The sequence below is a fragment of the Iodidimonas sp. MBR-22 genome (assembly GCF_029946565.1).
GTDB classification, from domain to species: Bacteria; Pseudomonadota; Alphaproteobacteria; order Sphingomonadales; family Rhodothalassiaceae; genus Iodidimonas; species Iodidimonas nitroreducens.
In genome coordinates this window covers 40745-53015 of the sequence record NZ_JARKVQ010000007.1, presented here as the reverse complement: position 1 = coordinate 53015, position 12271 = coordinate 40745, and the positions used below count along the sequence as shown (strand labels likewise).

The following is a 12271-nucleotide window of genomic DNA, read 5'->3' as shown; positions in this document are numbered from 1 at the left end:
TGGCTATCCTCGCATAGCTTTGGCGCGCAGTCGCGCTTGCCAGAATGTGATGCGTTAAGTGCATCGCACTCTGGTATAAAACAAATGGCAGAGTTTTCCTTTTGACGAAAGATTTTCATGATTTTGGATTATCTCGCCTCGCCCCAAATCTGGGCCAGCTTTCTCACACTCTCTTTGCTGGAAATCGTTTTAGGCATCGATAATCTGGTTTTCCTGTCGGTCGTTACGGAAAAACTGCCACCCGAACAGGCAAAAAAGGCCCGCCGGATCGGCCTTGCCGGGGCTTTGCTGATGCGCATTGCCCTTTTATTCATGCTGTCATGGATTATCGGGCTCACCGCGCCGCTTTTAAATATTGCCGATTTCACCCTGTCGTGGCGCGATGTTATTCTGGGCGCGGGCGGCCTGTTCCTGCTCTATAAGGGAACGCGGGAAATTCATTCCGAGGTTGAGGGACGCGATGATCATGGTGCGGCCAAAGTGGCTTTGGGTATGGCCGCCGCCATCACCCAGATCATGATTTTGGATGCTGTTTTTTCATTGGATAGCGTGATCACCGCCGTGGGCATGACCAGCGAACTGCCGGTGATGGTGGCGGCGGTTGTGTTTGCCATATTGGTGATGCTGTTTGCCGCCGAGCCGGTGGCCGCCTTCATCCACAAGCATCCCACCACCAAAATGCTGGCTTTAAGCTTTTTATTGCTGGTGGGAGTGGCCTTGGTTGCCGATGGCCTGCATTTCCATATTCCGCGCGGTTATCTTTATTTCGCGATCTTCTTCTCGCTCACCGTCGAGGTTTTCAATCTTGTCGCCAGCAATCGGCGCAAGAAACTGCGCGCCGTGAAGGCTGCGTCCGGCGAAGATCAGTCCAGCCGATAGCTATGATTAAGCGGGCCATGCCCCGCCCCATAGCCCGGTGCCTTCAGGATGGCCCCCTGCACATAGCCATGGGCACGGCTGATGGCATCGTCTAAAGCCATCCCTTGGGCAAGGCCAGTGGCAATGGCCGATGCCAGGGTGCAGCCGGTGCCATGGGTGTGGCGGCTTTTAATCCTTCTGGCCCTGAAAAACCGGGCTTTATCCCCATCCACCAGCAGATCGACCAGATCATCACCGGGCAGATGGCCGCCTTTTGCCAGCACCGCGCAGCCAGACTGCCGGGCAAAGCGGCGGGCGGCGGTTTCCATGTCGGCTGCGTTTTCAATCTCTTGCCCCACCAGCGCTGCCAATTCCGGCGCATTGGGGGTGATCAGATGAGCCTTGGGCACCATAGCCCCGATCAAAGCATCAATAGCCGCCGGGGGCAAAAGCGCCGCCCCGCCTTTGGCGATCATCACCGGGTCGAGCACCATGGGGATGCCCGGCGCTTTATGCTGTAAGCAATCGGCCACGGCATGGATGGTCTGTTCATCCCCCAGCATCCCGATTTTGATGCAATCGGCCCCGATATCATCCAAAACAGCACAGATCTGCTGGGTAATGATCGCAATGGGCACCGGATGAATGGCGCTGACGCCCAGGGTATTTTGCACGGTGATGGCAGTGATCGCGGTGGCCGCATAGCCCCCCAGCATGGTGATCGTTTTGATATCCGCCTGAATCCCGGCTCCGCCGCCACTATCCGATCCGGCAATCACCAGAACCCGGCCCCGCATATCAAACCGCGCTTTCCACCGATTGGCAGATATCATCCACCACGCGATGCACCAAAGCCGGATCATCGCCTTCGGCCATCACCCGCACCAAAGGTTCGGTGCCCGATTTCCGGATCACCAGCCGCCCGGCATTGCCCAGCCGCAGCCGCCCCTGATCGATGGCGGCCCGGATGTCTTCATGATCCAAAGGATGGGGCACTTGAAACCGCACGCTTTTGAGGCACTGGGGCACGGTTTCAAAGCAGGTCGTGGCTTCGCTGGCTTTTCGCCCTGTTGAAACCAGATTGGATAAAATCTGCAATCCGGCAATCAGGCCATCCCCGGTGGTGGTATAATCCGACATCACGATATGGCCCGATTGTTCGCCCCCCAGATTAAAGCCATGGCGGCGCATATGAGCCACCACATAGCGATCCCCCACATCGGTGCGTGCAAGGCTCAGCCCCTTCTCGGCCAGATAGCGTTCCAGCCCCAGATTCGACATGCTGGTGGCCACCAACCCGCCCCCCTTGAGCAGATTGCGTTCCTGCCAGCTTGTGGCGATCAAAGCCATCAACTGATCGCCATCCACGATCCGGCCCGTTTCATCAGCCAAAATCAGCCGATCCGCATCACCATCAAGGGCAATGCCCAGATCGGCCCCTTCCTCGATCACCGCTTTTGCCATGCGTTCGGGGGCAGTGGAGCCACAGGCATCATTGATATTAAAGCCATTGGGCTTCACCCCGATGGGGATCACCTCGGCCCCCAATTCCCATAAAACCGTGGGGGCTACCTTATAAGCCGCCCCATGGGCGCAATCGATCACCACCTTCATCCCATCAAGGGTGAGGCCCGCAGGCAGGGTTGCCTTGGCAAATTCGATATAGCGCCCTTCCGCATCGGCCAAACGGCTGGCCCGGCCCAGCTTTTCCGGGGCCACCAATCCTTCATCCAGCCCATTGGCCATCAGGCGTTCGATATCCTGTTCCATGCGATCAGACAGCTTGAACCCATCGGGGCCAAACAGCTTGATCCCATTATCCTGATGCGGATTATGCGATGCCGAAATCATCACCCCCAGATCGGCCCGCAGGGATCGGGTGAGCATGGCCACCGCAGGCGTGGGCATGGGCCCCACCAAAATCACATCCATCCCGGTGGCAACGAAGCCCGCTGTCAAGGCAGGCTCGAACATATAGCCCGAAAGCCTGGTATCCTTGCCAATCACCACCCGATGCCGATGATCGCCACGGCGAAAAATGCGCCCGGCCGCGATCCCCACCCGCATGGCGATATCTGCGGTCATCGGCACAATATTGACCGTGCCCCTGATCCCATCCGTCCCGAAATATGTTCTGCTCATCGCGTGCCTGTTCCGTTTCCCTGAAAGCTATCAGGTTCCTGACCCTGTTGATCCTTTATCCCGGATTGCATCGCAATCCCAAGCAAGGCGCTATCTGAAAGCCCTTGATAGACCCGCAGGGCTTGTGCGGTTTCCACCACATCATGCACCCGCAGGATATGAACACCCCGGCTCCAGCCCATAAGCCCCGCCGCAAGGGAGCCGGGCAGACGCTGATCCGCCGGTTCTTCGCGCGATAGAGCCCCGATGAACCTTTTCCGTGAAACGCCGAGCAAAAGCGGCACCCCCAATGCATGAAAGGCCGCCAATCCATTGATCAGATCAAGATTATGCCGCAGTGATTTGCCAAAGCCGATCCCGGGATCGATGAGCAACCGGCCGGCATTGATCCCATGATCGATACACAGCTTTATGCGGGCATCCAGCCAGCGATACACATCGAAAAGCACATCGCCATAGCGAGGATCATCCTGCATCGTTGCGGGCTCGCCCAAAGCATGCATCAAGATCACCGGCACATCGGCTTCCCGCACCAGATCAAGGCTTTGATCATCATAACTCAGGGCCGAAACATCATTGATGATCTGCGCCCCCGCCTGCAAAGCCGCCGCCATCACCTCGGCGCGCCGCGTATCCACCGAAATCAGGGCACCGCTGCCTGCCAGTCCCTCGATGACCGGGATGATCCGTCTGCGCTCTTCTTCGGGCCATACCGGCTTTGCCCCGGGGCGGGTGCTTTCCCCCCCGATATCGAGAATATCGGCCCCCGCTGCCATCAGGGCATGGGCCTGCGCGATGGCCTGATCCACATGATAGAATTTCCCCCCATCCGAAAAGCTATCGGGGGTGACATTGATGATCCCCATGATCAAGGGGCGATGAAAAGCCAAAGGAAAGGCCCGCCCCGCCAAAGGCATGGGTGGCCGGGCTGTGGTCAGCAAACCCAGCCGATGATCAAAGGATGCACGCTGAGGCCCATCGAGCCTTTCGCGATAAGGGCCAAGTTCGGCTGCTGACAGCACCATGGATGGGGCTGCATGGGCGGAAAAGGGGGTGATGGAGAGATGGGTGAAGCGTAAAGGCCCCCCCGCCAAAGCCAGAGACGGCGACCCCGCATCGAGGGCCGGGGCAAGGGGTTTCAGTAAAAAATCAGGCCTGACCTGCTTTGGGTCTTCACGCCCCGCCATAGTGCATTCCCATCGCCCGCGCTTTTATCATACCACGCCTTTTTAAATCCCATGCATGAACAGGCGTGGCCCCGGCCACTTGATAAGATCAAGGGGTGCGGCGCTTTGCGAACCTCACCCCCCGAAAACTTCAGCTCAGCCCTGTTGCGCCAGAATCACCCCTGAGGCTGGGGTTCCGGCCCCGGCCCAAAACCCGGACGCCCGGCCTTTGGCACGGTGCCCCCGCCCGCCGGGGCGGTGGGTGCTGGCGGTTCTTCATCCATCGAAGGCCGATCAATGGATTCGCCCCGCAGCAAGGCTTTGATTTCATCGCCGGAAAGGGTTTCATATTCCAGCAAGGCATTGGCAACCGTGTGCAGATCCTCAAGATGATCGGTCAGAATGCTGCGCGCCCGTTCATGGGCTTCTTCAACAAAGCGCCGCACTTCCTTGTCGATTTCCTGCGCCGTGGATTCAGAAATATTCTGCTGCCGGGCTACGGAATGGCCAAGGAACACTTCTTCTTCATTTTCAGAATATAAAAGCGGCCCCAGCTTTTCGGAAAAGCCGTATTTGGTGACCATCGCCCGGGCCAACCGGGTGGCCATCTGAATATCGCCCGATGCCCCCGAGGTCACCGCATCATGGCCAAAGATCAATTCTTCAGCAACCCGCCCGCCCATGGCAATAGCAAGATTTTCATGCATTTTCTGCCGCGATTGGCTGTATTCATCGCGTTCGGGCAGGCGCATCACCATGCCCAAAGCCCGCCCGCGCGGAATGATCGTGGCTTTATGCACGGGATCGGATACCGGGCAGTGCAAGGCCACCAAAGCATGGCCCCCTTCATGATAGGCGGTCAGCTTCTTTTCATCATCGGTCATCACCATGGAGCGCCGCTCGGCCCCCATCATCACCTTGTCTTTGGCTTCTTCCAGTTCCTGCATGGAAACCAGCCGCTTACCTTTGCGGGCGGCCAAAAGGGCGGCTTCATTCACCAGATTGGCCAGATCCGCCCCTGAAAAACCGGGCGTGCCCCGGGCAATGATCCGCGCCTTCACATCCGGTGCCATCGGCACTTTTTTCAGATGCACGGACAGGATTTTTTCCCGGCCGATCACATCGGGATTGGGCACCACCACCTGCCGATCAAAGCGACCGGGGCGGAGCAAGGCCGGATCAAGCACATCGGGGCGATTGGTGGCGGCGACCAGAATGATGCCTTCATTGGCTTCAAAGCCATCCATTTCCACCAGAAGCTGATTGAGGGTTTGCTCGCGTTCGTCATTGCCGCCCCCAAGGCCGGCCCCCCGATGCCGCCCCACCGCATCGATTTCATCGATGAAGATGATGCACGGCGCATTTTTCTTTGCCTGTTCAAACATATCGCGCACGCGGCTGGCACCCACACCCACAAACATTTCCACAAAATCGGAACCGGAAATGGTGAAGAAGGGCACATTGGCCTCGCCAGCGATGGCGCGGGCAAGCAGGGTTTTCCCGGTTCCCGGTGGGCCAACCAGCAGCGCCCCTTTGGGGATGCGCCCGCCCAAGCGCTGAAATTTCTGGGGATCGCGCAAAAATTCGACAATTTCTTCCAGTTCTTCTTTGGCTTCGTCGATGCCTGCCACATCATCAAAGGTGACACGGCCGGTTTTTTCGGTGAGCAGACGCGCCCGGGATTTTCCGAAGCCCATGGCCCCGCCACGACCCCCCGATTGCATCTGACGCATGAAAAAGATCCACACGGCAATCAGCAAAAGCATCGGGAACCACGCCAGCAAGGTGCCCAGAACGGCATTCGATTCTTCTTCCTTGGCGGTGAAGCGCACCCCATTTTGCTTCAATGTGGGGATCAGCGAGGCATCATCGGGCATATAGCTGGTAAATTGCCCGCCATCGCGCGATTGACCGCTGATATTATTGCCCTGAATGGTAACAGATTGCACCTGCCCCTGCTCCACCCGTGACAGGAAATCGGAATAAGCCAATTGCGGCGCGCCGGTTCCTGTTGGGCCCTGAAACAAATTGAAAACCGCCACCAGCACAATGATGATCACGAGCCACAAAAGCGCATTGCGGGCAAAATTGCTCACGCCAGTTCCTTCCTTGTCGCGGCGGCCCATGCCAGACTATGGCCATCAGCTTTGACACGCCGCCTGATTTAAACAGCCTATATAAACATTCTTTGACGCCAGATTCCAACAGATAAGCGCTTCCGGGCCATCTGCAAGGGTGCACAAGGCCCCAAGGCATGCTGATCCCCACCAATTGAGCACGGCTTTGTGGCCACAGAGAGGCCCCGTTTAAAGTGAAAGCACCCGGAAAGGTCGTGATAAGCGCGCCTCAAACCTCCCTTGCGCGCGCCCCCCTTGCGCATCCGGGAAATCAAGAAAAGGCGCCGCCACCAACCGATCTTCGCGCCACAGCCCCGGCAGACCAAGGCGCACCGGATGGGGCAGGCGATCCCCCTCTCCATCCATCACAAAAGGCCTGATCTGCTGCCAACCCCGCGCGCCGATGGCCATCACCCGACCCCGGGCCGCATTTTGCGCCAAAGCCACCTGAAACCGGCCATCCCATAAAGCCTGCTCGCCCGGCTGCAAATCAAGAGCCGGGGCACAGGCCGCAGGCTCGCGACAGATCAGCACATCACCCGCAGTTTCGGGCGTCCCCCCTTTGATGGGCGCCAAAAGGCAACCCGCAAGGGTTTGGCCCGCAAATTTGCCCGCCCTGATCTGCGCCCACAGGCTTTCAAGCGGCCTCAGACGTGGGGGATGGATCAATCCCCCCACATGAACCAGCAGATCGGATAAAAGCCGCAAAATAATCTCGTCCGGGGCCTCATCAAGCCGCCCTGTGGCCAGAATCACATGGCCCGCCGCCGCAGGTTTCACGCAGGTTCGGGCGAGCCGCGCCGTGTAAAAAGCCAGTGCCGCATCGGCCCGGCGCAGATGAAATGCCGTATCGGCCAACCGGGCGGCGTTCAACCCCGGCAGGGGATGGCTGGCCAGCAAAGATCGCGCCGCCGTGCGATCAAAAGCCGGATTGTGGTTGCTCGGATCTTCGATCCATGCCAGCCCGCGATCAACACAGGTGGCAACCAATCGGGCTTTGGGCACCGCCAGCAAAGGACGATAGCGCCAAGGGCTATTCGCCTGAGTGGCCTCTTCATGCGGGGGGCTGAGGGGCGGGGCCACCGGAGCCATCGCCGCCAACCCCCGCACCCCCGAGCCCCGCGCCAGGCGCAGCAGAAAAGTTTCCGCCTGATCATCTCGATGATGGGCCAGAAAAAGCGCCCCGATGCCCAACCGGCGGCAGTGGCCTTCCAAAAGCCGATAACGTGCAGCCCGGGCGTTTGCCTGCACGGCGCGGGTGGGTTTTTCGCCACGCCATGGCAAAATATCATGGGGAATGCCAAGGGCCGCCATCTGCTCGGCCACGATGTGAAGCTCGCCTGCGGAACCGTGCCGCAAGCCATGATCCACGCTCATGGCCCGCACGGGGATCGCGCGCGCCGCCGCCCAGCGTGCCATCAGGGCCATCAGGGCCATGCTGTCAGCGCCCCCCGAAAGCCCCACCGCCACGCCCTGCCGCATCGGCTGCGATAAGGCGCGATCAGCCTCAAAGCCCGCCATCAGGCCCGCAAATTCGGCATCGGAAAGGGGCAGATCAAGGGCCATCACATCCCCCGATCAGGAACAGGATAAACGGCTACGCTCGCTGGCCATCAGATTTTTGATCCGCTTTTCCGCATCGGGATAGCGCTGATCCAGTTCATCAAAAGCCGCGCAGGCATCCGATGTCTGCCCCAGGGCGGCCAGGGTCATCCCCAGCTTCAAAAGGCTATCGGGGGCTTTGGAACTGGTGCCATAATCCTGATAGCCGGTGAGAAAAGCCTGAGCCGCGCGGCCATAATCCCCGCGCACATAAAAGCTTTCACCCAGCCAATATTGGGCATTGCCTGCCAGCGCATGATCGCGATGCGCCCCAAGAAAGCCCTGAAACGCCTTTTCCGCTGGCTCGAACTGACCCCGCCGCAACAAATCATAAGCCGCATCATAGCGCGCCTGAGGAGATTGAGATGGAGGTGATTGGGTATTCTGGGCCTGCAAATCCGCCGCCGTTCCTGCCGGTTGATTCAAAAGCGACTGTGCATCTTCAGGGGTGGGGGTTGCGATCAAACCCCTTGGCCCATTCGCCGATGCGGCCGCGCCTTGCGGCGCCCCGGCATTGGCGGGCAAGCCCGCACCCGCTGTTCCTTCCAGCATCTGAAGCCGCAAAGCGGTATCTTTTTCAAAGCGATCAAGGCGGTCGGTGAGACGACGGTTTTCAAACTGCAATTCCTCGATCTGGCCGGTCAAGGCCAATAATTGCCGCTCTAATTCATTGATCTGCACCGACATAGACGCCAATAAAGGCGATCCCTGAGCGCCGCCGGAAGGTAACCCACCATCCAACGACTCGGTTGCGACCGCTGCCGGGGCGTTTTCATTTTGCGGGAAATAGGTGCCATCGCCATTGAAAACCCGGCGCTGGACCGCCTGAAGCTGCTTTTCAAGATTTTCGATTTTCTGATTGATCTCTGCCCGCGATTGCGCCTGCGCAGCCCCAGGAACCATAAAAGGAATCGCAAAAAGAACCATCAACAGCATCAACAGCCCCATAGCCAAGAAGGGCATCGACCGGCCATTGAAACCATTCATAACCTGTTTGAAAACAAAGACCTGAGGCACAATCCAAACTCCGATATTCAGTGCAGGCGAAGCAAAAAACAGCGCCAAAAATCGCATCATGAAAAACGATAAAAGCGCCCCGCACCCCACAGCCAAACCATATTTGTTTGGCAAAAGCGAGGCACAGGGCGCTTCCTTCATGATCAGGCCAGCAAGATCGACCGCAAACCCATCATCCGCAGAGGGATGAACACGCAGTGTTTAGGTGTCTCGCCTGCTGAAGACGCAAAAGATCAGGCGCCGGAGCGTCCGACTGTCAGCACAGAGCGCCGATTTTGCCGCCATACATTTTCGCCGCTACCCAAAACAGCCGGGCGTTCCTTGCCATAGCTGATGGTATCCAGACGATCGGGCGCGATGCCTAAGGCAACGAGATAATTTTTAGCCGCTGCCGCCCGGCGTTCGCCAAGGGCAAGGTTATATTCCCGGGTGCCGCGCTCATCGGCATGGCCTTCCACCGTGGCTTTAACCGAACGATGCTTTTGCAGCCATTCCGCCTGACGCTGCAGCGTTTGGCGGGCGGTGGGGCTCAGTTCCGAGCTATCGAAAGCAAAAAAGACCCGGTCGCCCGCATAATTTTCCAAAGAAGATTGCGTGGCATCACCAAAAGGATCGATGATCTGCTCTTCTTCCACCACGGGGGCGGGCACCGCCTGCGGTTGGGATTGCGCTGCCGCATCGGCAGCGGCTCTGGCCGTTGCTTCATCATCGGCCGGATTGGTGCTGGCACATGCAGCAAGAAAAAGCGCGGCCGAGGCAACCGTCAGCGCCTGCAGACCAAAAGTTTTGGCGATCATTTTACGTGGTCTCCGTCATATCTAAGCTGAGGCCCGAGCTACTTAAGATCACTATGGCACGGGGCAGCCCACCAACCCGCGCATAACAGAACGGCGATCTCATACTGCACCGTTATATCCCCCGCAAGGGTGACATTCAAGGGCTCTAATCACTCAAAAATAAAAGCAATTTTTCCCAGTTTGCGCTTATTTGTCAAGAATGGGGGACCAGGCGGGGTCTGATGCCTCTAAAGGCGTGGGAACCTGCCGTTCATTATAGCCGGTCAAATCCACCGACCATAAGGTGGTTTCACCGGATTCCTGTGATAATCTGAAAAACGTCAGAACCCGGCCATTGGGCGACCATGTGGGCCCTTCATCCTGATAGCTGTTGGTGAGCACCCGCTCGCCGCTGCCATCCGGGCGCATCACCCCGATCCGAAATTTCGAATCACCGATTTTGGTGAACGCGATCAGATCGCCGCGCGGCGACCAAACCGGCGTGGCATAGCGACCATTGCCGAAAGAAATGCGCTCGACCTGCGACCCATCGCTGCGCATCACATAAATCTGCTGGCTGCCGCCCCGGCTGGAATTAAACACGATATGGCTGCCATCCGGGGAATAGGATGGCGAGGTATCGATGGCGGGATGGGTGGTCAGCCGCCGCACACCCCGCGTGCGCAGATCCATTTCATAAATATCGGAATTGCCGTTTTCCGCCAGCGACAGGATCACCCGATTGCCATCGGGGGAAAAGCGGGGCGCAAAGGTCATGTTGGGGAAATCGCCCAAAACCTCATGCTTGCCGGTATCAAGATTATAAAGATACACCCTTGGCTGATTATTATAATAGGCAAGATAGGTGATTTCCTGCCGATTGGGGGAAAAGCGCGGGGTGAGCACCAGATCATCCCCATTGCTCAGGAACATATGATTATGGCCATCCTGATCCATGATCGCCAAGCGCTTGCGACGATTGAGCTTATTCCCGCTTTCAGCGATATACACCACCCGGCTATCGAAATAACCGGCCTCGCCAGTCAGCCTTTCATAGATGGCATCGGCGATCTTGTGGGCAATCCGCCGCCAATCGCCGGGCTGGGCGGTATAGCGCAGGCCCGTGAGCTGGGCTTCGGCCAACACATCCCACAGCCGGAATTCCGCCACCAAAAGCCCATCGCTGCGCTGATCCACCTGCCCGGTCACCAAAGCCTGGCTGGCAATCGCCCGCCAATTGGCAAAGCGTGGCCGCACATCGGCCGATTGCGGTTCTGAAATAAAGGCCGCCGGATCAAGGGGGCGGAACAATCCCGACCGGCGCAGATCAGCGGCAATCACCGCCGCCACATTGGCACCGATTTCCTGCATCGAACCGGCCGGGGTGGCAAGCGCCCGCCGGGGAATGAAATCAGGCACGGCAATGGGCAAAGGATCAACCGTACCGCGATTGACATCCACCTTCAGGTTCGCCAGCGCCGGGCCGATCAAACCCAAAAAGACGACAAGGCCCAAAAGCCCTTTGAAAATCGCCACAATCCCTTGCTTCATCATCAACCTCACGCCACCGTCTCCTTTAAAGCCATCGTCAAAAGCCATCCCATCTCAGCCCCCCAGCATATCGGCGGCATCAAAGGTGAAATCGATCTGACGCCATAGATCATATTGCGCCAGCGGCAGATTTTCATAAGGCTCGCAATTCTGCACGGCCCGGCGGGCGCTTTCCGCAAAAATCCGGTAAAATTCCCGCCCCGGTCCACTCATATCCCCGGCATCGATGAACTGCGGCGGCCGCAGCAATTGGCCATCCTGACGCAGATAAATCCGAATACTGACCTGCATATCGGCCACATCCTTACCGCCGCTGGGCAGATACCAGCATTCCTGCACCCTTTGCCTGATCGCGGCTTGCAAGGTTGCGGTGGCCACCCGATCCGACAGGGCCGTGATGCTTTTTTGCCGCTCCGCCTCTTTTTGCGTTTCCGCATCGTCTTTTTGCGGCTGCGGTGGCGGTGCTTCTTCCTTGATCGAGCGATCGATTAAAGCCGCCACCTTTGAGGCATCAAAGCGCGAAGGCGGGCGCGGCTTTGCCCTTGGGGCCACATCGATCCGGGCGCGGGGCGGCGTTGGTTTCGGCTCGGGCGCAGGCTTGATCTCGGGCTTTGAGTCCGGCTCGGGCGCGGGTTTTTCCTGCGGTAAGGGCACGGCATCCACCGGAGCCGGGGCCGGGGCGGGCTCATTGGCGGCAAAGGCCTGCTCGGGTTCGGGCTGGGGCGCGGGTTCGGGTTCCGGCTCGGGTTCGGGCTGGGGCGCATCGGTGCGGGTGACATCGGCAATTTCCACAAAGCTCACCGGCACGATTTCAGCCATATCGGGCGGTGGACGGGAAAAGCGCGGCAGGCCAAAAATGATTACCGCCAGCAAACCCAGATGCACCAGCGCCGAAAGCGCCAAGCCTTCACCATAGAATTTTTTCACGCCGCTCTATGGCATAAGATTGCATATGCCCCCCCTGATCCGCTTGGCGCCCGGCCGGTCAAACGCCTGCAATGAAGCATGATTTGATGCTGGCCGGCCTGATATAAACAGATCT

10 protein-coding genes are annotated in these 12271 nt (G+C 58.5%); 1 reads left to right on the top strand and 9 read right to left on the bottom strand.

Annotated elements, in window-relative coordinates; genetic code table 11:
- The first annotated feature begins 120 nt into the window (after positions 1–120).
- The gene (locus tag QK300_RS06990; protein ID WP_348651846.1) at positions 121–879 is read left to right on the top strand and encodes a TerC family protein; all 759 of its coding nucleotides are present in this window, start codon (positions 121–123) and stop codon (positions 877–879) included.
- Here QK300_RS06990 and thiD read toward each other — a convergent pair.
- From thiD to QK300_RS06945, 9 genes are all read right to left on the bottom strand, one after another.
- Positions 864–1655: a bifunctional hydroxymethylpyrimidine kinase/phosphomethylpyrimidine kinase gene (thiD, locus tag QK300_RS06985; protein ID WP_281300986.1), complete on the bottom strand. Its 792-nt coding sequence runs from the start codon at positions 1653–1655 to the stop codon at positions 864–866. The two genes, QK300_RS06990 and thiD, sit on opposite strands and share 16 nt — an antisense overlap.
- A gap of 1 nt (position 1656) precedes the next feature.
- Complete coding sequence (gene glmM / locus QK300_RS06980) at positions 1657–3000, bottom strand: phosphoglucosamine mutase (RefSeq protein ID WP_281300985.1); 1344 nt, start codon at positions 2998–3000, stop codon at positions 1657–1659.
- The gene (gene folP / locus QK300_RS06975) at positions 2997–4187 is read right to left on the bottom strand and encodes a dihydropteroate synthase (RefSeq protein ID WP_281300984.1); all 1191 of its coding nucleotides are present in this window, start codon (positions 4185–4187) and stop codon (positions 2997–2999) included. Before folP ends, glmM begins: the two co-directional genes overlap by 4 nt.
- A 155-nt stretch (positions 4188–4342) precedes the next feature.
- A complete protein-coding gene (gene ftsH / locus QK300_RS06970; protein WP_281300983.1) occupies positions 4343–6262 on the bottom strand; it encodes an ATP-dependent zinc metalloprotease FtsH in 1920 nt (639 codons plus the stop codon).
- A gap of 210 nt (positions 6263–6472) precedes the next feature.
- Positions 6473–7849 (bottom strand): tRNA lysidine(34) synthetase TilS, encoded by a 1377-nt coding sequence (gene tilS, locus QK300_RS06965; protein WP_281300982.1) that lies wholly within the window; start codon positions 7847–7849, stop codon positions 6473–6475.
- Between the two features lie 12 nt (positions 7850–7861).
- A complete protein-coding gene (ybgF, locus tag QK300_RS06960) occupies positions 7862–8821 on the bottom strand; it encodes a tol-pal system protein YbgF (protein WP_281300981.1) in 960 nt (319 codons plus the stop codon).
- Between the two features lie 314 nt (positions 8822–9135).
- Positions 9136–9699, bottom strand: coding sequence for a peptidoglycan-associated lipoprotein Pal (gene pal, locus QK300_RS06955; RefSeq protein ID WP_281300980.1), 564 nt, complete (start codon positions 9697–9699; stop codon positions 9136–9138).
- Between the two features lie 186 nt (positions 9700–9885).
- Complete coding sequence (tolB, locus tag QK300_RS06950) at positions 9886–11229, bottom strand: Tol-Pal system beta propeller repeat protein TolB (protein ID WP_281320828.1); 1344 nt, start codon at positions 11227–11229, stop codon at positions 9886–9888.
- A gap of 54 nt (positions 11230–11283) precedes the next feature.
- Complete coding sequence (locus tag QK300_RS06945) at positions 11284–12156, bottom strand: hypothetical protein (RefSeq protein ID WP_281300979.1); 873 nt, start codon at positions 12154–12156, stop codon at positions 11284–11286.
- Positions 12157–12271 lie beyond the last annotated feature (115 nt).